The 19,499-nt window shown below is 61.6% G+C and carries 17 protein-coding genes; 12 read left to right on the top strand and 5 right to left on the bottom strand.

Going from position 1 to position 19,499, the window contains the following annotated elements; translation table 11 throughout:
- Window positions 1-129: 129 nt before the first annotated feature.
- Entirely contained in the window at window positions 130-804 is a 675-nt protein-coding gene (locus AYR47_RS26710) for a histidine phosphatase family protein (protein ID WP_033903309.1), read from the bottom strand.
- Between the two features lie 275 nt (window positions 805-1,079).
- Here AYR47_RS26710 and AYR47_RS26705 point away from each other — a divergent pair, with 275 nt between their 5' ends.
- From AYR47_RS26705 to AYR47_RS26680, 6 genes are all read left to right on the top strand, one after another.
- Window positions 1,080-1,748 carry an ABC transporter ATP-binding protein gene (locus tag AYR47_RS26705; protein ID WP_061448985.1) on the top strand — a complete coding sequence of 223 codons (669 nt, stop codon included), beginning with the start codon at window positions 1,080-1,082 and terminating at the stop codon, window positions 1,746-1,748.
- A gap of 1 nt (window position 1,749) precedes the next feature.
- The gene (locus tag AYR47_RS26700; protein ID WP_061448984.1) at window positions 1,750-4,212 is read left to right on the top strand and encodes an ABC transporter permease; all 2,463 of its coding nucleotides are present in this window, start codon (window positions 1,750-1,752) and stop codon (window positions 4,210-4,212) included.
- Window positions 4,202-5,263 (top strand): lipocalin-like domain-containing protein, encoded by a 1,062-nt coding sequence (locus AYR47_RS26695; RefSeq protein ID WP_061448983.1) that lies wholly within the window; start codon window positions 4,202-4,204, stop codon window positions 5,261-5,263. Before AYR47_RS26700 ends, AYR47_RS26695 begins: the two co-directional genes overlap by 11 nt.
- A gap of 137 nt (window positions 5,264-5,400) precedes the next feature.
- The gene (locus AYR47_RS26690; RefSeq protein WP_061448982.1) at window positions 5,401-6,396 is read left to right on the top strand and encodes a hypothetical protein; all 996 of its coding nucleotides are present in this window, start codon (window positions 5,401-5,403) and stop codon (window positions 6,394-6,396) included.
- Window positions 6,397-6,398: 2 nt separating this feature from the next.
- Window positions 6,399-6,779 (top strand): hypothetical protein, encoded by a 381-nt coding sequence (locus tag AYR47_RS26685; protein WP_038849060.1) that lies wholly within the window; start codon window positions 6,399-6,401, stop codon window positions 6,777-6,779.
- Between the two features lie 113 nt (window positions 6,780-6,892).
- The gene (locus AYR47_RS26680) at window positions 6,893-8,404 is read left to right on the top strand and encodes a hypothetical protein (protein WP_061448981.1); all 1,512 of its coding nucleotides are present in this window, start codon (window positions 6,893-6,895) and stop codon (window positions 8,402-8,404) included.
- 60 nt (window positions 8,405-8,464) lie between these two features.
- On the opposite strand, the gene AYR47_RS26675 is transcribed toward AYR47_RS26680, so the two are convergent.
- Window positions 8,465-9,562: an SMP-30/gluconolactonase/LRE family protein gene (locus AYR47_RS26675; protein ID WP_061448980.1), complete on the bottom strand. Its 1,098-nt coding sequence runs from the start codon at window positions 9,560-9,562 to the stop codon at window positions 8,465-8,467.
- The gene (locus AYR47_RS26670) at window positions 9,559-10,236 is read right to left on the bottom strand and encodes a sterol desaturase family protein (protein WP_061449489.1); all 678 of its coding nucleotides are present in this window, start codon (window positions 10,234-10,236) and stop codon (window positions 9,559-9,561) included. Before AYR47_RS26670 ends, AYR47_RS26675 begins: the two co-directional genes overlap by 4 nt.
- A gap of 193 nt (window positions 10,237-10,429) precedes the next feature.
- Between AYR47_RS26670 and AYR47_RS26665 the strand changes: the two genes are divergently transcribed.
- The 6 genes from AYR47_RS26665 to AYR47_RS26640 all read left to right on the top strand — a co-directional run bounded on the left by AYR47_RS26665 (window position 10,430) and on the right by AYR47_RS26640 (window position 17,252).
- Window positions 10,430-11,353 carry a substrate-binding domain-containing protein gene (locus AYR47_RS26665; RefSeq protein ID WP_061448979.1) on the top strand — a complete coding sequence of 308 codons (924 nt, stop codon included), beginning with the start codon at window positions 10,430-10,432 and terminating at the stop codon, window positions 11,351-11,353.
- Window positions 11,354-11,416: 63 nt separating this feature from the next.
- A complete protein-coding gene (locus AYR47_RS26660) occupies window positions 11,417-12,925 on the top strand; it encodes a sugar ABC transporter ATP-binding protein (protein WP_038849053.1) in 1,509 nt (502 codons plus the stop codon).
- Window positions 12,891-13,883, top strand: a complete 993-nt coding sequence (locus AYR47_RS26655) for an ABC transporter permease (protein WP_033903298.1) — start codon at window positions 12,891-12,893, stop codon at window positions 13,881-13,883. Before AYR47_RS26660 ends, AYR47_RS26655 begins: the two co-directional genes overlap by 35 nt.
- 28 nt (window positions 13,884-13,911) lie before the next feature.
- The gene (locus tag AYR47_RS26650) at window positions 13,912-14,991 is read left to right on the top strand and encodes an alcohol dehydrogenase catalytic domain-containing protein (protein WP_061448978.1); all 1,080 of its coding nucleotides are present in this window, start codon (window positions 13,912-13,914) and stop codon (window positions 14,989-14,991) included.
- Window positions 14,992-14,993: 2 nt separating this feature from the next.
- Entirely contained in the window at window positions 14,994-16,526 is a 1,533-nt protein-coding gene (locus AYR47_RS26645) for an FGGY-family carbohydrate kinase (RefSeq protein ID WP_061448977.1), read from the top strand.
- Window positions 16,527-17,252, top strand: a complete 726-nt coding sequence (locus tag AYR47_RS26640; protein ID WP_033903295.1) for an SDR family oxidoreductase — start codon at window positions 16,527-16,529, stop codon at window positions 17,250-17,252.
- Here the strand turns inward: AYR47_RS26640 and AYR47_RS26635 are convergent.
- Window positions 17,249-18,253 (bottom strand): LacI family DNA-binding transcriptional regulator, encoded by a 1,005-nt coding sequence (locus AYR47_RS26635; protein WP_061448976.1) that lies wholly within the window; start codon window positions 18,251-18,253, stop codon window positions 17,249-17,251. The two genes, AYR47_RS26640 and AYR47_RS26635, sit on opposite strands and share 4 nt — an antisense overlap.
- A gap of 58 nt (window positions 18,254-18,311) precedes the next feature.
- Window positions 18,312-19,175 (bottom strand): LysR family transcriptional regulator, encoded by an 864-nt coding sequence (locus tag AYR47_RS26630; protein WP_016974860.1) that lies wholly within the window; start codon window positions 19,173-19,175, stop codon window positions 18,312-18,314.
- Window positions 19,176-19,499 lie beyond the last annotated feature (324 nt).

Below are 19,499 nucleotides of genomic sequence, written 5' to 3'. Positions count from 1 at the left end.
GTAATAGAAGAAAAAGTCACAGCGTTCACTGAATTACGGAAAATAGTCATGATGTCCTTAGTTAAAAGGCGCAACTAAACATGCCAGAGCAGGGCTGTCTTTTTGCTGAACAAATGGACAGGAAAATGTTTAAAGTTGTTTTAACGCGGCCGGCCAGTCCGGGCCATTGACGATGCCCAGCGTCTTGAATTTGCCGTTGGGCAAGACCTGCACGAACAAGGCGCTGCCGTATTTGGGGAAGGCGGCATGGGGAAAGCCCAGGGTGCTTTCGAAGTCGGCAATGCAGCCGCTGTGGGTGACGAAGACCAGGTTGCGTCCGGGGGTTTTGTGGCTGAGCAACTCTTCGCCCATCGCCGCACCGCAGACGGCTTGCTGGCCAGAAGTCAGTTCGTTTTTACCAAACATGAAGCGCAAGGTCTGGGCGGTGCGGATGGCCGGGCTGGCCAGCACGTCGCTGCCGTCCATGCCCAGTGTTTTAAAGGCTTTGCCCAGGGTTTCGGCGTTCTGGCTGCCGTTGATCGTCAGGCCCTCCACGGGACCCAGGCAAGGGTTGGTCGAGCGGTCGCAACGCTCTTCGTGGCGCACCAGCACGATCAGGTCACCGTCGCGCCAGAGGGGCAGTACGTGGGAAGTGAGCAGGCGGTTACCAACGCCAAGGTCCTTGGGTGACGCGTGCCAGAGCAGGCTGGCGGCGAACAGCAAACCCACCACCAAGAGCCCCAGCCACAGGCGTCGCAGGCGCTTGATAAAGGCCCATCGCGAGCGCGGTTTGGTCAGGGTAAGGTCAACCACTTCATTCACCATGGGCAGTGTTGGCAATGTTGTATTAATTAGGCGCAACGTGTTGGCGTATGCCCACAGTGAAGCCAGAGGCTGTCACAGGGAGGCTGTCTTTTCGCTGAACATGTTGCGGTTAAAAAGTTGTCAGGCATGGCAACTAACAAGTTGCCGACGAATGACCCATGGCCGGTAATCTAGAGTGCGTGGGGTGGTTAGCCGGTGAAATCCATGTGAAAAATTTGCATGGCCTGGAGCGGCAGCCGTTATTCTCGATTGCCACCCCTCAAACGAGTGTTCTCATGCTGCAGGTGCAAGGTGTGTTCAAAAGCTATGCCACCCCCCAAGGGCCGTTGGCGGTGTTGGCCGGTGTGGACCTGCGCCTGGCCGAGCGCAGCAGCCTGGCGTTGATGGGCGAGTCGGGTAGCGGCAAGAGCACTTTGCTGCATCTGGTGGCCGGCCTGGACCGGGTGGACGGTGGCAGCATCCAGGTCGGCGAGCAGCGCCTCGACCAACTCAGCGAAGCGCAGCTGGCCCACTGGCGGCGCACGGAGATCGGGCTGGTGTTCCAGCAGTTCAACCTGATCGGCAGCCTGCGGGTCGAGGACAATTTGGCGTTCCAGGCGCGGTTGGCCGGGCGGTTTGATCCGCAGTGGCAGGCACAGTTGGTGGAGCGCCTGGGCCTGGGTGATCTGCTCAAGCGTTATCCGGAACAGCTTTCCGGCGGTCAGCAGCAACGGGTCGCGGTGGGGCGCGCGTTGGCGTCAAGGCCGCGTCTGTTATTGGCCGACGAACCCACCGGCAACCTCGACGAAGCCACCAGCGACGAGGTGTTACAACTGCTGCTGGACCTGTTGCGCGACAGTCCCTCCAGCTTGTTGATGGTCACCCATAGCCCACGCATCGCCGCACGCCTGGGCCGGCAGGTGGTGTTGCATCGCGGCCATGTCGTGCCCGCGAGCGCTGTTTGAAATGGCAGTTTTTTATTGGACCTTGCGCGCGCTGCTCAGCCACTGGCGGCGCCATCCGGTGCAGTTCTGCAGCGTGCTCACCGGTTTGTGGCTGGCCACCGCGCTGCTGATCGGCGTGCAGGCCCTCAACAGCCAGGCACGCGACAGCTATGCCCGCGCCAGCCAATTGATCGGCGGCGAACCCCAGGCCAGCCTCGGCGCGACGGACGGCGCCAGTTTTCCCCAAGCCGTTTTTGCCCAGTTGCGTCGAGCCGGCTGGCCGGTGTCGCCGGTGGTTCAAGGGCGGGTGCAGCTCAAGGAGCGCGAGGAGGTGCGCCTGCAATTGATGGGCATCGACCCGGTGTCGTTGCCCGGCAGTGGCGCGGTGGCAGGGCAGCGTTTGAGCCAGGCACAAATGCTGGCGTTTTTCGAACCGCCGGGGCGTACGTGGATTGCACCGCAGACCTTGCAGGCCTTGGGGCTGCATGAAGGTCAACAGCCCGTCACCCTGAGCGGACACACCCTGCCGCCGCTGCAAGCCCAGGCCGATATGGCCCCCGGAGTGTTGCTCACCGATATCGGCTTTGCCCAGCCTGTGCTGGAGATGCCTGATCGCCTGTCGCGGCTGTTGGTGGATAAAACTTTCGCCGCCGGCCAGCCCACGCCACCCGCTGGGCTGCAACTCAAGCAAGGCGAGGACAATAATCTCGCGCGCCTCACCGAAAGCTTTCACCTGAACCTCGATGCATTGGGCTTTCTGTCCTTTGTGGTCGGGTTGTTTATCGTGCACGCTGCCATTGGCCTCGCCCTGGAGCAACGGCGCGGGCTGTTGCGCACCTTGCGTGCCTGCGGCGTCAGTGTGCGTCTGTTGATCGTCAGCCTGGGCGTCGAACTCGGTGTGCTTTCGTTGCTGGGTGGCGTGCTAGGCGTGGCCAGCGGCTACCTGTTGGCCAGCCTGTTGCTGCCGGATGTCGCCGCCAGCCTGCGTGGTTTGTATGGTGCCGAGGTGCCGGGGCAGTTGAGCCTGAGCCCTTGGTGGTGGGGCGCCGGGTTGGGCTTGAGTTTGCTCGGCGCGTTGCTGGCCGGTGCCAGCAGCCTGTGGCGGGCGGCGCGCTTGCCCTTGTTGGCGCTGGCCAATGCGCAGGCCTGGCATGAGGCCCATGGGCGTTGGTTACGGCGGCAAGGGTGGGTGGCCGCTACCGCGCTGGTGACCGCCGTGCTGGCGCTGGGGTTCGGTCATAGCCTGGCTGCTGGCTTCGTGCTGATGGCTGCGTTACTGCTCGGTGCGGCCCTCGGTTTGCCGGTGGTGCTCAATGGCCTGCTCAAGGCTGTTCTGGGACGCAGCCGTTCGGTGCTGGGCCAGTGGTTTCTGGCTGATTGCCGTCAGCAATTGCCGGCGTTGAGCCTGGCCCTGATGGCGCTGCTGTTGGCCCTGGCCGCGAATATCGGGGCAGGCTCCATGACGTCGGGGTTTCGTCATACGTTCAACAACTGGCTGGAGCAGCGTCTGACTGCCGAGCTGTACCTCAACCCACAAAACCCGGTCCAGGCCGAGCAACTGAGCCGATGGTTGGCGCAACAACCGCGGGTGCAGGCGGTGCTGCCCACCTGGCAGGTCGCGGTGCAATTGCAGGGCTGGCCGGCGGATCTGTTTGGCGTGGTCGACGACCCGACTTATCGCCAGCATTGGCCGCTGTTGGAGGCGTCGAGCGAGCCGTGGGACCAGTTGCAGCAAGGCGACACGCTGATGCTCAGCGAGCAACTGGCACGTAGGCTGGCGGTGAAGTTGGGCGATACCCTGAGCATCCCGACGCCTCAGGGCACCTGGACGCCGAAAATAGTCGGGATCTACGCCGATTACGGCAACCCCAAGGGCCATATTCTGGTCAATTCCAAGCACCTGCTGACCCATTGGCCGACGCTGTCACCGGCGCGTTTCAACCTGCGGGTGTCACCGGCAGACGTGGCACCGCTGACGCGTGAGGTGCAACGCGCCTTTGCCCTGGAAGACAGCCGTATCGTCGATCAACAGCAACTCAAAGGCTGGTCGAGCCAGGTGTTCGAACGCACCTTCGCCGCCACCGCTGCCCTGAACAGCCTGACGCTGGGCGTGGCCGGTGTGGCGCTGTTCATCAGCCTGTTGACCCAGAGCCAGAGTCGCCTGGGCCAACTCGCACCGCTGTGGGCATTGGGCGTCACGCGTCGGCAATTGATGCTGCTCAACCTTGGCCAGACCTGGCTGCTGGCGGTGCTCACGCTGGTCTTGGCCTTGCCGCTCGGCTTGCTGTTGGCCTGGTGCCTGGACGCGGTGATCAATGTGCAGGCCTTTGGCTGGCGCCTGCCGCTGCAGGTGTTCCCGTGGCAACTCGCGCAATTGCTCGGGCTGGCGATGCTCGCGACGTTGCTGGCCTCGGCATGGCCGTTGTGGCAGTTGTATCGCAGTCGTCCGGCGGATTTGTTGAGGACGTTTGCCAATGAAGATTAAGTGGCTGTTGTGGATGTGCTGCTTACTGGTCGCTTGTGACAAAGTCCCTGAGCCGCAGGAAAGCTTCGCCGGCCTGGGCAGTGACGCGGCGGACTTTGCCCAAGTGGTGCCGGGCAAAGTGTTCAGTTTTCCCGAGGACCATGGCCCCCATCCGGGCTTTCGTATCGAGTGGTGGTACGTCACCGCCAACCTCAAGGACGCGCAGGGCAATGTCTTCGGCGTGCAGTGGACCTTGTTCCGCAATGCGCTCAAGGCCGGGCCGACCGAGGCGGGCTGGCGCGATTCGACGATCTGGCTTGGCCACGCCGCCGTGACGTCCGCCACTCACCACTATGCCGCCGAACGCTTTGCGCGCGGCGGCGTGGGCCAGACCGGAGCCCAGGCGCAGCCGTTCAATGCCTGGATCGACGATTGGAATTTCGTCACCCGTCCCGGCGCCGTAAGCAGCCTGGCCGACATGCAACTCAAGGCCAGTGGTGCGCAATTCGCCTATGACCTACAGCTGACCTCCAGTCGCCCATTGGTGTTGCAGGGTGACGAGGGCTACAGCCGCAAGTCCGACCAGGGCCAGGCGTCGTACTACTACAGCCAGCCGTTTTTCAGTGCCCGTGGCAGCGTCACTGTCGAGGGCAAGGTCTATCAAGTCGCCGGCCCGGCCTGGCTCGACCGCGAGTGGAGCAGCCAGCCGCTGAGCGCCAGCCAGACCGGCTGGGACTGGTTCTCCCTGCACCTGGACCGTGGCGAGCAGTTGATGCTGTTTCGGGTGCGGCAAGCCGACGGCGCGGGTTATCTCACGGGGACCTGGATCGACGCGCAAGGCCAGACGCAGACGCTGCACAACGCGGATATCCAACTGGTGCCGCTGGAAACCACCACGATTGACGGTCGCAAGATTCCCACGCGCTGGTCGCTGAAAATCCCCGGCAAACAGCTGGACATCACCACGCAGGCCGTCAACCCGAACGCCTGGATGAACCTGAGTATTCCGTACTGGGAAGGGCCGGTGCGGTTTGACGGTGGGGTGGGTTACCTGGAAATGACCGGGTATTAGGGCGGTTTCTGTAGGCTCTATTTCACCGCTGCGTAGGCAGCTTCCCAAATGTAAAGCGACCCCCCTGGACTTGTGTCCGGGGCGCAGGCGCTTGCTTATATTCCGACGCCATCTCAATTGCATCCTGGATGTGGGGCATGGCGCAGAGCTTTATCAACGACCGCGCAACGGACTACCTGAGCCTCAAATCCCGGTTGATGGGCGGCGGACTGAGTCGCCCGCGTTCCGATCATTTTGACGTGCTGAATCGGCACCTGCGGCCCGGCTTGGTGGCACCGGGGCAACTGGTGATTATTCCCGACAGCCACAGCCTGAATTGCTCGGTCGAGGAAGCGTGGTTGATGCGCCATGCCGAGGAAGTCCGTCGTCACCTGGCACTGAATGCGGCGACGGGTACGGCGCTGCTAGGCAACTATGACTTGCTGCAGAGTTTCATGACCAATGGCTCTATTGGCGTCGGCAGTGCGACCTCGGCCTGGGCACGGCACCTGAATGAAGTGGCGCAAACGTTGGAGGAAATCGAGCGGCTGCATCAGCGGTTGAAAGACGGCGGGTTGGACAGGGCGGCGTTTATCCAGCAGCGCCAGGCGGTGTTTCGGCGCTTGGAGGTGCAGCTGCAAGGGGCTGCACGGTTGGGGACGGGATTGCAGGGTAATGCGTCGTTGAAGAAGGTGTTGGGGATTTCGACGAGGAGCTATTTGCACAAGGGGGAGATTGCAGGGTATGCGCAGCGGATGCGGGAGATGGCGCAGATGTCGAAGTGGTTGGGCAACGGGACGTATATGGGGTTGGCGTTGGATGTGGGGGTAGCAGGGTTGGAGATCAAGGAGGCGTGTGTGACGGGGAGGGAGGCGCAGTGTAGACGGGCGAAGTATGTGGAGACGGGGAGGTTGGTGGGGTCAGTAGCGGGGGCCGCAGTGGGGGGAAAGTATGGTGCCAAACTCGCTATCCGAGGCTGTCGTATGTTTTTGGGTATTGCGATGAAGGGACGCGGTGAGATTGCGTGCGCAATTATTGGCGGCGCTGCGGGTGGGCAGACCGTAGGTAATGTTCTTGGTCATGAAGGTGCCTTATTGGGTGGAGAGATCCAAGAGGCTAACGGGGATATGATCTTTGTGCCGGAGGGAGCTTAACCGTGTCGTTTTTTCTTGTCTTCACCATCGTGCATTTTGCCGGGGCGTTTGTCGTTTTGGGGATCGGTTTTTTTGCCGAATATACAAAGCTCGACGAGGTGGAGAGTTACTTCCGCCAAAACGAAATGGTATGCGGCAATAAGCGATTTTGGAGCCGAAACCGGTGGATCGACAGGCAATATCGCATGATGCTGATTGCTGAGTTACTTTCAGATTCAAAGCGCCATCTGAGGGCAGGGGTGGTGAGTGAAGCCGAACTGGCTTCTGTTCCTTTATCGCTTAAACGCTGGGTGGTTTGGCCCTATTACCTTGGGTTCATTTGGTTGATTGCAACAGCTGTTTGGGTCTTCTGGCGCTGGTGGTGCGACATCCCTATTCCATAGCAATGATTATTTTCAATAAAAATACTGTACATACATCCAGTCATATTCTACATTCCATCCCAGGTGACCGGATGTCACCTGACCTTCAGTTTTTAACTATGGATGGATAAAAAATGAAATCGAAAAAAGCCTTTATGCTGGGCGCGGCCATGGCGGCCTCCTGCTTCGTCTCGGCCTTTGCCCTGGCCGAGCAATACCCTCACCTGGCTGCGCAAGCGCCGCAACCGACGATCAAGCAGTCCTTGAAAGCCGGCGGAAAAATCCCGGCCACCCAGGCGTCCGCAGCACTGAAGCAGCAGCTTCAAGCAGGCGCTCAGCAGAAAAAGCCGGCATTTGCCGCGAAGGCCCAGGCCGACTCCGTGGTGGAAGACCACGCCGCGCCTGCGCCAGTAACCCAGGTCAAGAAAGCGGACGCTCAGCAACGCGCCGCCGTACAGGCTGCACTGGTGCAGGGCTGTGAGACCACGCTGGATGTGAACCTGCTCTACACGATCAATGGCGTACAAACCGGCGACCTGCTGTGCTACCACTTCAACCTGCCGAAGAAGGCACGCATCAACGCACTGTTGGTAGGCCAGACAGCAGGCACCGACATGTCGTTGAGCCTGTTCCAGGACGATGGTCAAGGCAACCCGCTCCCCCTGGGCACGTCCAACAATCCGGGCACCGCGGACGAAAGCCTCAGCGGCGTTGTGCCAGCCGGTGACTACTACTGGTTCATGGAAGCCAATGCGGCCGTGCAGGGTTCGAGCTTCCAGTTCGGTGTAGCGGTGGACGACAATATTGACGCCTACGAACCCAACGACACGCCGGATACCGCGTTCCAGCTGCCGGACACCCTGAACTACATCAAGGGCAATGCCGACAGCCTCAATGACGTCGATTACTTTGACTTCAAAGCCGTACGCGGCCAGAGCGTCGGTATCGCACTCACGGCCGATACTGCCAGTGGCAGTACCCGCAACAAGTGGATCCTTGAGCGTTTCGATGGTAACCAGTGGGTCACCGTAGGGGCCAACGTGGTGTCGACGTCGATCCCAAGCCCCGGTGTGGGCGGTGTGGTCAAGGTGCGCGTTCGCCCGAATCAACACCCGAACGAGCCGTGGAGCGCAACGGGCAAATACAACCTGTCGTTTGGTTCCAACCCGCGGGTGAACGACCCTGACGTGAAGGGCGAAAGCAATGTGTTGCGTATCCCTTACTCCGCTTCCAACGTGGGTTATGGCTACATGACCACCCAGGCCTACCGCGACCTGACCTGGACCATGGGCCTTTCGGACAGCACTGGCGCACCGTTGGTGGGGCTGCACCCGATTGTCTACCTGGACCAGCACATCGATCCGAACACCGGCAGTATCGTCTACAAAGGGTATTCGGCGGCCACCAACAGTGCTGGCCTGGCCGGGGGCACGATCAATGTGGGCACCTGCTTCGGTGACTTCCAGACCACGTTCGTCGATTACGCCCAGGGCTATAAGAACACCTGGCGTACCGACTTCAACTACGGCGTGTGGCGCATGGAAGTGCTGGAATACCCAGGTATCGGCGTCGGTGGTGATAACACGGAGTTCGTCAGCTTTGGCCACCTGTGCAAACAGACCTTGCTGAGCAGCACCAAGAGCTAAACACGTTTAACCCGTAGTACCCAGGGCATACAGGCTGCGCGCCTGTATGCCCTTTTTGCGTCAGGGCGCCAATGCCAGGTCCAACGGCAAGCGCGCCATGCTCGTGCCCTTCAATGAGCCCAGGTACAACCAGTTTCCATATTCCCGCGCGGTGGTGATCGGCGAATAATTCCCCGGGCTGCCATCCTGCAGGTTGGCGATGACCTTGCCCTCGGTATCCAGCCCCAGCACGAAGGCTTTGCGTTCGATAGGCTTGGGCACCACCATCAGCGCCCGCACCATCACCTTGCGCAACATCGGGTAGCCGGCAAAGCTGTCCAGCAAGGGATTGCGTGGTGAATACAGCGCCACCCAGAAACGGTCCTGGCCGTTGAAACTGAGGTTGTCCGGCAGGCCGGGCAGGTTGTCGATAAACAGGTCATGGGTGCCGGCGCGCTCGCCCTTGAGCCAGTAACGGCTGATGCGGTACGCGCCGGTTTCATTCACCAGCACGAAGGTTTCGTCCGGTCCTAATGCAACGCCGTTGGCGAATTGCAGTTGGTCGAGCAGCACATCGGTGCTGCCGTTGCTGAAGTCATAACGCAACAGCCGACCGTCGCCGCCATGCTCGATCACCGCTTCGCCATCCTGCCCATAGCCCCAGCGGCTCGACGCATCGCTGAAATAGGCATAACGCCCGCTGGCGTCTACGGTGACGTCATCGGTAAAGCCAAAGGGCACGCCGTTGGCGCTGGTGCTCAACGTCGTGAGTTGATGTTTTGCATCGAGGGCGAGCAAGCCCTTGATCCCGTCGGCAATGATCAAGCGCCCATCCGGGTGCAACGCCAGGCCCAGGGGCCGCCCCCCGGTATTGGCCAATACTTCCAGGTTGCGGCTGTCGGGCGAGGTGCGGATGATGCGTCCGTCATGCAAACCACTGATCAAAAAACCCTGGGCATCCAGCAGCAAGGCTTCGGGCCCGGCGATGTCCTGGGCGCCGATTTTCTGCACGCCCTTGAGGCGCTGATTCTCGGCGTAAGGGCCGCTCTTCATCGACGGCGCCTTGGGTGGCGTCCAATTCACGGGTTGCACCTTTGTGGGCATCAACAGCAGAAAGGCGACTACCGCCAGCAACAGGACAAACAACAGATGACGCAGTTTTTTGGGACGGGTACTCATGACGATTCCTGGTTGTCGTGGGGGCTCGGTTCCCAGTGCAGGGTGCCGAACAGGTAATCCATCAGGGGAAGGACGATGTTGAAGTTGCGTCCCTGCATCAGTTCCCGGCGGTGATGCAGGGCGTGCAGTTGATGCATCTGGCGGATCCACGGCAGCCGCGCCACCGGGTGGCTGGCGGGCAGGTGCTCGCAGGCGTGAAACACTTCGTAAAGTAAATACCCGAGGATCATGCACCCGGCGAACAGCCCGGCGACATTAGGGCTCACTTGCTTGAGCAACCACCAGGCGGGCAGGGTGATTGCCAGGCTGTGCAGCACGATCAGCCAAGCCGGGAACAGGATGACGCGCCAGTCGCGGGGGCTGTCGTAGGTCATGTGGCCGGGGGTGAAGAAACTGTGATGATCGCCGGTGTGGCGTGCGTAGAACAGCCGGGCCAAGGCGTGCTTGTGGTGGCCGAGGTGACGGTGCACGAGGTAGATGCAGAGGTTGAAGAACACAAGGGTCAGCGGCACGGTCAGCCATTGCACAGCGCTGATCTGATGCGTGGAAGACCAGGCCAGGGCGATGCACACAAGGCCGTAGCCGAACACGAAACCGGCGTGCAGCCAAGGGTTGTAATGGGGCGCGACAGAGGCGCGGTAACGGGCGCGAAAGGTCTCGGTAGTGTGGTCCATTGCGGCTTGCTCGGTGTTTTTTTGTTGGAAAGTGAGCTTAGTTGGCGCCAGGGAATGTGCGAGTTTTGCAGTGACCGGCTTACCCGAAGCGACCAATGGGGGCTTGCACACCCCCCATTTCCTTGTTAGCTTCTCGCAAAATGTTAACGATAACATTTGCTCTAACAATAAAAACAAAACAGAGAATCATGCCATGAAAATGCTCCCGAAAACCCTGTGTTTATTGGCTGTAAGCATCACCCTCGGCACCGTCTCCCCGGCATTTGCCGACGCTGCCAAGCCGATCCGCATCGGCGCGTCCTTCCAGGAAATCAACAACCCCTATTTCGTCACCATGAAAAACGCCCTCGAAGAAGCCGGGGCGTCCATCGGCGCGAAACTGATCATCACCGACGCCCGTCACGACGTGTCCAAGCAGGTCAGTGACGTCGAAGACATGCTGCAAAAAGGCATCGACATCCTGCTGATCAACCCCACGGACTCGGTCGGCGTGCAATCGGCGGTCAAGTCTGCCCACGCTGCCGGTGTCGTGGTCGTCGCGGTAGACGCCCAGGCCGACGGCCCGCTGGATTCCTTCGTCGGCTCGAAAAACTTCGACGCCGGCTTCCAGGCCTGCGAATACCTGGCCAAGAACATCGGCGACAAAGGCAATATCGCGATCCTCGACGGCATCGCCGTGGTGCCGATCCTGGAGCGTGTACGCGGCTGCAAAGAGGCCGTGGCCAAGCACCCGGACATCAAGATTGTCAGCATCCAGAACGGCAAGCAGGAACGTGACCAGGCGCTGACCGTCACCGAAAACATGTTGCAGGCCCAGCCCACCCTCAAGGGCATTTTCAGCGTGAATGACAACGGCTCCCTCGGTGCACTCTCGGCCATCGAAGCCAGTGGCCTGGACGTGAAGCTGGTCAGCGTCGATGGCGCGCCGGAAGCGATCAAGGCGATCCAGAAACCCGGCAGCAAATTCATCGCCACTTCGGCGCAGTACCCGCGCGACCAGATCCGCCTGGCCCTGGGCATCGCCCTGGCCAAGAAGTGGGGCTCGCAAGTGCCGGCCACTATTCCAGTGGACATCACCCTGATCGACCAGGCCAAGGCCAAGGACTTCAGCTGGTAAATCGCCCAGGCCCCACGCTGTCCGTGGGGCCCAGGTCATCCTTCTGAATATGAGGTCGGCGGTATGAGCAGTCTTCTGAAGTTGGAAAACATCTGTAAGCGCTACCCGGGCGTACAGGCCCTCAAGTCCATCAACCTGCAAGTCGAGCGCGGTGAGATTCATGCCTTGCTCGGCGAAAATGGCGCGGGCAAATCGACGCTGATGAAGATCCTCGGCGGCGTCGAGCATCAAGACGAAGGCCAGATCCTGATCGATGGCCAGGCCCAGCAGTTCGCGACCTACCGCGATGCAATCGCCGCCGGCATCGGCATCGTGTTCCAGGAATTCAGCCTGATTCCCTACCTCACGGCGGTGGAAAACATCTTCCTCGGCCATGAGCTGAGTAACCGTTTCGGCCTGTTGCGCAAGCGCGAAATGGTCGAGGCCAGCGAGGCCTTGTTCAAGCGCCTGGGCGTGACCATCGACCTGCAATGCGCGGTCAAACACCTCAGCGTGGCCGAGCAGCAGTTTGTCGAAATCGCCAAGGCGTTGGCCCTGGATGCGCGCCTGCTGGTGCTCGACGAACCTACCGCCACCCTCACGCCCAGCGAGGCTGAGCTGCTGTTCGAGATCATGCGTGAACTCAAGCGTCAGGGCGTAGCGGTGATTTTCATCTCCCATCACCTGGAGGAGATTTTCCAGGTGTGCGACCGCATCAGCGTGTTGCGCGACGGCGGCAATGTGGGCGTCACCGATGTGGCCGACAGTGACATCGACCGGCTGGTCGAGATGATGGTCGGGCGCCGCCTGGAATGCAGTTTTCCACCCAAACCCAGCACCGAGCGCGGCCCGCTGTTGCTGGAGGTCAAGGACATCCAGCTGGTGCGCAACGGCCCTCATAACAGCTTCCAACTGCACAAGGGCGAGATCCTCGGCTTTGCCGGGCTGGTCGGCTCCGGTCGTACCGAGTTGGCCCTGGGCATGATGGGCGCGCTGCCGTCGGTGAGCAAAGACGTGTGGCTGCGTGGCGAGAAAATCACCCTCGACGACCCGGCCCAGGCGCTGGCCCACGGCATCGGCCTGTTGCCGGAAAGCCGCAAGAGCGAAGGGCTGATCACCGACTTCAGCATTCGCGAAAACATCTCGCTGAACAACCTGCCCAAATACCAGAACGCGTCCGGGCTGATCGACAAAAACCGCGAATGCGCCAGCGTCGAAGGCCTGATGAAGCAACTGTCGATCAAGGCCCCCAGCAGCGAAAGCCGGGTGTTCAACCTCAGCGGTGGCAACCAGCAAAAGGTGGTGATCGCCCGTTGGATCAACCATCACTGCGACGTGCTGGTGTTCGACGAACCCACCCGTGGCATCGACGTGGGGGCCAAGGCGCAGATCTACGCGCTGATGCGCAGCCTCACCGAACAGGGCTACGCAATCATCATGATTTCTTCCGAATTGCCGGAAGTCATCGGCATGTGCGACCGCGTCGCCGTGTTCCACAAGGGCGCCATCGTCAAGGTGCTCGAAGCGTCTGCCGTCAATCCTCAAGAGGTCATGCGCCATGCAACAGGGGGCTCAAGTGAATACGTCCATTAGGACCGGCGACAGCAGCCGGTTGCGCCTGAACCTGGCGCGACTGGTGCGCTCGCCGGCGTTTTATCCGTTCGTGGGGCTGGTGGTGGTGACCCTGGTGATGATCCTCGCCAGCGACACCTTCCTCACCGCCAGCAACCTGTCGAACATCGCCCGCCAGGTGTCCATCAACGCGATCATCGCGGTGGGCATGACCTGCGTGATCCTCACCGGCGGCATCGACTTGTCGGTAGGGCCGGTGATGGCCTTGTCCGGCACGCTCACGGCCGGGTTGATGGTCGCGGGCCTGCCGCCCGGCCTGGCGATTGGCGCAGGCATGTTGATTGGCGTGGCCTTTGGTATCGGCAACGGTTTGTTCGTGGCCTACCTGCACATGCCGCCGATCATCGTGACCCTGGCGACCATGGGTATCGCCCGTGGCCTGGGCCTGATGTACACCGACGGCTATCCGATTTCTGGCTTGCCGGAGTGGTTTGCGTTCTTTGGCCGCGAAAGCCTGTTCGGCATCCAGGTGCCGATCCTGATCATGCTGCTCACCTACCTCGCTGCCTACGTGCTGCTGCAACATACGCGCATCGGTCGCTACATCTACGCCATTGGCGGCAATGAAGAAGCGGTGCGCTTGTCTGGCGTGCGTGCGGCGCGTTTCAAGCTGCTGGTGTATGGGATCAGTGGCCTCACGGCGGCGATTGCCGGGTTGGTACTCACCTCACGCCTGATGAGCGGCCAGCCGAATGCCGGTGTGTCGTTCGAACTGGATGCGATTGCCGCCGTGGTACTCGGTGGCGCCTCGATTGCCGGTGGGCGCGGGGTGATCGTCGGTACGTTGCTCGGCGCCATGTTGCTCGGCGTGTTGAACAACGGCCTGAACATGCTGGGCGTGTCGCCCTACGTCCAGAGCGTGATCAAGGGCGCAATCATTTTGCTGGCGATTTTTATCAGCCGTCAGCGCCACAAATAAATACCTAACAAGCACAGGACCCGACACCATGGACAAGCACACCGACATGCAAGCCGTCGTCTGCCACGGCCCGAAAGACTATCGCCTGGAACGCATCGGCAAACCCCAGGCGCGCGCCAATGAACTGGTGATCCGCATCGCCGCCTGCGGCATCTGCGCCAGTGACTGCAAGTGCCACTCGGGCGCCGCAATGTTCTGGGGCGGCGACAACCCGTGGGTCAAGGCGCCGGTGGTGCCGGGGCACGAATTTTTTGGCTATGTGGTGGAAGTGGGCGAGGGCGCCGAAGAGCACTTCGAAGTCGCCATAGGCGACAAGGTGATCGCCGAGCAGATCGTGCCGTGCGGCAAGTGCCGTTTCTGCAAGTCGGGCAAGTATTGGATGTGCGAAGTGCACAACATCTTCGGCTTCCAGCGTGAAGTCGCCGAAGGCGGCATGGCCCAGTACATGCGCATTCCTAAGACCGCCATCGTGCACAAGATCCCCGAGTCGGTGTCGCTGGAAGACTCGGCGCTGGTGGAACCGATGGCCTGCTCAATCCATACGGTCAACCGTGGCGATATCCAGCTCGACGACGTGGTGGTGATCGCCGGCGCCGGGACCCTCGGCCTGTGCATGGTCCAGGTCGCTGCGTTGAAAACCCCGAAGAAACTGGTGGTGATCGACATGGTCGACGAGCGCCTGGAACTGGCGAAAAAATTCGGCGCCGATGTGGTGATCAACCCGTCGCGCGACAACGCCCGCGAAATCATCAACGGCCTGACCGACAACTATGGCTGCGACGTCTACATCGAAACCACCGGCGTGCCGGCGGGCGTGACCCAGGGCCTGGACCTGATCCGCAAGCTCGGACGTTTTGTCGAGTTCAGCGTGTTTGGCGCCGAGACCAGCGTCGACTGGTCGATCATCGGCGACCGCAAGGAGCTGGACGTACGCGGCGCCCACCTCGGCCCGTATTGCTACCCGATCGCCATCGACCTGTTCGAACGCGGCCTGGTCACCTCCAAGGGCATCGTCACCCATGACTTCCCGCTGGACGACTTTGCCGAGGCCTTCGCGTTGGCCAATTCGACTAAGTCGATCAAGGTGCTGTTGAAGCCGGTGGCCTGAAAATGAACTACGTGATGGGTGTCGATATAGGAACCCAGAGCACCAAGGCGCTGCTGGTGGATGGTCAAGGCACGATCATCGCCCAGCACAGCCAGGGGTATCGCGTGGATACCCCGAAAGTGCGCTGGGCCGAACAATGGCCGCAAGTCTGGCTCGATGCCGTCGAAGCCTGTGTGGCGCAGTGCATGGCCAAGGCCGGCGTGGCGGCGCAGCAGGTCAAGGCGCTCTGCATCAGCAGCCTGTACGGCGGCTCGGGGATTGCGGTGGATGCGCACATCACGCCGCTGCACCCGTGCCTGATCTGGATGGACCGCCGCGCCGGTGAGCAGGTGGCCTGGGTGCGCGAGCAGGTTGAACTGGAGCGGATGTTCGCGATTACCGGCAACTCGGTGGACAGCTACTACGGCTTTACCAAGATGCTTTGGCTCAAACAGCACCAGCCCGAGGTGTGGGCCAAGACCCGCTACCTGCTGCCGCCCAACAGCTACATCAACTGGTGCCTCACCGGCGAGTTGGCGGTGGACCATAGCAGCGCCGGCAATATCGGCGGCGTCTACGACGTGAAGGCGCGCGGCTGGTCTGGCGAAATGCTCGATGCGTTGGGCATACCGCAGGCGATGATGCCAGAGCGCCTGGTGTATTCCGGTGAAGCCGTCGGTGGGTTGCTGGAGGAGTGGGCGGCGCGCCTGGGCCTGCAGGCGGGCACACCGATTCTGGCCGGTGGCGTCGATGCGGCCATGGCAACCTTGGCGGCGGGTGTGACTCAGCCAGGCAACCACGTGGCAATGATCGGCACCAGCATGTGCTGGGGTTACCTGAACCAGCAGGTGGACGCCCATCACGGTTTGGTGAGCATGCCCCACGTCTACAACGGCCACCGCGACCTGTACATCTTCGGCGGCGCGATCACGGCAGGCGCGTCGATCAGCTGGTTTCGCGAGCAGTTCTGCCAGGCCGAAGAACAGCAAGCCAAGGCCACCGGCCAGGACAGTCTGGTGCTGCTGGAACAGCGCGCGATGAACATCCCGGCGGGCAGCGAAGGCCTGTTGTTCCTGCCTTACTTGATGGGCGAGCGCAGCCCGGTGTGGGATGACCGCGCCAGCGGCAGCTTTGTCGGCTTGAACCTCTACCACAGCCGTATTCACCTGTATCGCGCCGTGCTGGAAGGCGTGAGTTTTGCCCTGCGGCATAACATCGAAGCGGGCACCCGTGGCGCGCATTCCCTGGACCCACGCTTGATCGTGGTGGGCGGGGCGAGCCATTCGGATCTGTGGATGCAGATCATCGCGGATGTCACACGCTACCCGGTGTACACCATTGTCCAAGAGGTGGAAGCGGCGCTGGGGGCGGCGCTGTTGGCGGCGCACACGGTGGGGTTGGTGAGTGATGGGGAGATGGACAAGGGCTGGGTGCAGCTGGAGTTACGGGCTGAGCCCAAGGCGGAACACGTCGAGGCGTATGACCGGGCGTTTGCTCAGTACCTGAAGCTGTATCCCGCCCTGAAACCGATCATGCACAGCCTGCAGGAGAACTGAATGAACGCAGCGTTCGACTTCACCCACCACCGCATCCTCGTCACCGGCGCCAGCAGCGGCATCGGCCGCGAAATTGCCGTGCAACTGATCGCCAGCGGCGCCGATGTCTTTGCCCTCGGCCGCGACGCCCAAGCCTTGGCCGAACTCGGCTGCCACAGCCTCTGCCTGGATATCGCCGACAGCGTCGCCCTCGACAAGGCCCTGCACGACCTGCCGCCGCTGCATGGCCTGGTCAACTGCGCCGGCATCTCGCGCCTGGAGCCGGCTGCCGCCATCAGCGCCGAGGCTTTTGACCAAGTGATGCAGGTCAACGCCCGCGCCGCTGCGCAAGTCGCCAGCCGTGTAGCGGCCAAAATGATCGAAGCACAGATCGCCGGTAGCATCGTCAATGTCTCCAGCCAGGCCTCGCTGGTGGCCCTGGACGATCACCTCGGCTACTGCGCCTCCAAGGCCGCGCTGGATGCAATCACCCGCGTGCAATGCGCCGAGTGGGGGCGTTTTGGGATTCGCGTCAACAGCGTCAACCCCACGGTGACGCTCACGCCGATGGCGGCCATGGCCTGGTCCGAACCGGCCAAGCGCGACCCGGCGCTGGCGGCGATCCCCCTGGGGCGCTTTGCCGAAACGGTGGAAGTGGCATTACCGGTGCTGTTCCTGCTGAGTCGCGCCGCCAGCATGATCAGCGGCGTCAGCTTGCCCATCGACGGCGGCTACACCAGCCGCTAACCGTTTTCCAACTGACCGGCGATCACCACTTTGTCCCGTGGCTTGAACGGGTCTTCCAGGCGGTCGAGCAACAGGCGCACCGCGCTGCTGCCGGCCAGGGACGCATCGTGGGCCACGCAGGCGATGGGCACGCCGAAAATGTCGGCGAAGGGCAGGCGGTCGATGCCGCAGATGGTCAGGCTGTCATGGGCGATGTTGTGCATGCGCAGTGCGCGTAGAGCGCCGAGGGTGATCAACTGGTTGAAGCCCATGATCGCGTCCGGCGCCGAGTGTTCGGCCAGGTAGTCGAGGGTGTGCAGGTAGGACGGCATCAGCGTGTAGTCGCCGGCCTGCACTTCGACCTGCACCTGCGGGTGCTCGGCCAGCACTTCGAGCAGGCCCTTGAGCCGTTCGACGGTGATGCGTGAGTGCTCGGGGCCGGTCAGCACCAGCAAGCGCTTGAGGTTCGGGGTCTGGCGCAGCAGGTAATGCGCGGCCTGGATGCCACTGTGGTAGTTGTCGAGCACCACGCGGCTGAACGGGCTGTCGTGGATTGTGCGATCGAGCAGCACCACTGGGGTTTTGCCGTTGCCCAGGCGTTCGAGGTAGTCGGGCTGATAGCTCGGTTCATCCGAGACCGGCGATAGGATGATCCCCGCCACGCGGTAGCCCAACAGGGTGTCCACGGCCTTGCTTTCCAGCTCTTCCAGCTCATCGGTGTCCACCAGCATGATGGTGTAGCCATGCTGTTTGGCCTCGCGGGAAATCGCCTTGATCATTTCGCTGTAGAACGGGTTGTCCACCGACGCGGTGATCACGCCGATGATCAGGCTTTCACTGCGCTTGAGCCCGCGCGCGAAGGCGTTGGGCACGTAGTCCATCTCCCGCGCCACTTCGAGGATGCGCGCCAGGGTGGCCGGTTTGACCAGGTCGGGTTTGCTCAGTGCGCGGGACACCGTGATGGTGGTCATGCCGACCCGCTTGGCGATGTCGCTGATGGTGACGGACTTCTTCTTGTTCATCGGTCAGGCTGCAATAGGAAACACCCGCAGGCTAGCATGCGCGGTGCAGATTGTTGCTTCAAATCAGTGGGTCCCAACGCTGCGACCAGTCGCTTTCGGCCTTGACCACTTCACGTAGCAACCCCAGCGCCTGCTGCAACACCGCCGAATCCCGCGCCCGTGAGTACACCAGGTACGTCGGGAAGCTGAACTCCGGTGCCTTGGGCACACGCTGCATCACGCCGCTGTCCAGGTAACTCTGTACCACGCGGGTGCGGAAATAACCGGCGCCGCCGTTCTCCAGGATGTATTGCAACGCCAGCGGGCCCAGGTTGAAACTCAATGCGGCACGGGCCTTGTCGGGAAGGGCAGCGTCGTGTTGCTGGCGAAAGCCTGGTCCCCAATCGATATACACGTAGGGCGCTGGGTTGCTCACCAGTTGCACCAGGATCAGTTTTTCTTCCAGCACCTGTTCCACCTGCAAGCCTGGCCAATATTGCGGCTGGAACACCAATGCAGCGTCGAGTACGCCCAGTTCCAGCTGGCGCAACAGGTAGTCGCCTTCGCGCACTTCGGTGCGCAGGGCATGGCCGGGGATGTGTTGGCGTAACGCTTGGGCCCAGCCGAGCATCAACGGGTTGCACAGGCTGACTTCGCCGCCGATGTGCAGCACGTTGCGATAACCGTCCGGCAGCGGCAGGTCGCGTTTTGCGGCTTCCCAGGTTTGCAGCAATTGGTTGGCGTATACCACGAAGGCCTCGCCGTCGGCGGTCAGCCTGGCGCCTGCGCGGTTGCGCACGAACAGTGTGCTGCCTAGTTGGCTTTCGAGGCTCTTGACCCGTGCGGTGATGGCGGTCTGGGTGACGTGCAGTTTCTCGGCTGCTGCGGCCAGGCTGCCGCAGCGGGTGATTTCGAGGAAGGTGCGTGCCAGTTCGATGTCCATGAAGGCCCCTGGGAATGAATGGGGGACAGTGTAATGGAATGTGGTTGAAACTGTGGGAGCTGGCTTATCCCTGCGGCTGGCGACTGCTATCTAACTGTAGCCCTGCGATCCAAATGTGGGAGCTGGCTTGCCTGCGAAGGCGGCCTGACAGGCGACCAGGATGTTGGATCAGACGGAGTACATATCCATTGCTGCGGTAACGGCGGCTATTGGTTCCGCCCTTACGGCGGGTCACTTTGGAAAAGCCCCAAAGTAACCAAAGGGCTCTTGCCCCAACACTCGGCACCTCGCCTAGGCTCGGTGTGCCCGTAATCCGACAGGTAT

This window comes from Pseudomonas azotoformans, assembly GCF_001579805.1.
GTDB classification, from domain to species: domain Bacteria; phylum Pseudomonadota; class Gammaproteobacteria; order Pseudomonadales; family Pseudomonadaceae; genus Aquipseudomonas; species Aquipseudomonas azotoformans_A.
This window is presented reverse-complemented; position numbering and strand designations above follow the sequence as displayed.

Coding starts and splice junctions, on each gene's coding strand:
- AYR47_RS26675 (WP_061448980.1), bottom strand. CDS start 9,562: ATGAGTACCCGTCCCAAAAAACTGCGTCATCTGTTGTTTGTCCTGTTG.
- AYR47_RS26635 (WP_061448976.1), bottom strand. CDS start 18,253: ATGAACAAGAAGAAGTCCGTCACCATCAGCGACATCGCCAAGCGGGTC.
- AYR47_RS26705 (WP_061448985.1), top strand. CDS start 1,080: ATGCTGCAGGTGCAAGGTGTGTTCAAAAGCTATGCCACCCCCCAAGGG.
- AYR47_RS26640 (WP_033903295.1), top strand. CDS start 16,527: ATGAACGCAGCGTTCGACTTCACCCACCACCGCATCCTCGTCACCGGC.
- AYR47_RS26680 (WP_061448981.1), top strand. CDS start 6,893: ATGAAATCGAAAAAAGCCTTTATGCTGGGCGCGGCCATGGCGGCCTCC.
- AYR47_RS26655 (WP_033903298.1), top strand. CDS start 12,891: ATGCAACAGGGGGCTCAAGTGAATACGTCCATTAGGACCGGCGACAGC.
- AYR47_RS26650 (WP_061448978.1), top strand. CDS start 13,912: ATGGACAAGCACACCGACATGCAAGCCGTCGTCTGCCACGGCCCGAAA.
- AYR47_RS26660 (WP_038849053.1), top strand. CDS start 11,417: ATGAGCAGTCTTCTGAAGTTGGAAAACATCTGTAAGCGCTACCCGGGC.
- AYR47_RS26700 (WP_061448984.1), top strand. CDS start 1,750: ATGGCAGTTTTTTATTGGACCTTGCGCGCGCTGCTCAGCCACTGGCGG.
- AYR47_RS26630 (WP_016974860.1), bottom strand. CDS start 19,175: ATGGACATCGAACTGGCACGCACCTTCCTCGAAATCACCCGCTGCGGC.
- AYR47_RS26670 (WP_061449489.1), bottom strand. CDS start 10,236: ATGGACCACACTACCGAGACCTTTCGCGCCCGTTACCGCGCCTCTGTC.
- AYR47_RS26690 (WP_061448982.1), top strand. CDS start 5,401: ATGGCGCAGAGCTTTATCAACGACCGCGCAACGGACTACCTGAGCCTC.
- AYR47_RS26695 (WP_061448983.1), top strand. CDS start 4,202: ATGAAGATTAAGTGGCTGTTGTGGATGTGCTGCTTACTGGTCGCTTGT.
- AYR47_RS26710 (WP_033903309.1), bottom strand. CDS start 804: ATGGTGAATGAAGTGGTTGACCTTACCCTGACCAAACCGCGCTCGCGA.
- AYR47_RS26665 (WP_061448979.1), top strand. CDS start 10,430: ATGAAAATGCTCCCGAAAACCCTGTGTTTATTGGCTGTAAGCATCACC.
- AYR47_RS26645 (WP_061448977.1), top strand. CDS start 14,994: ATGAACTACGTGATGGGTGTCGATATAGGAACCCAGAGCACCAAGGCG.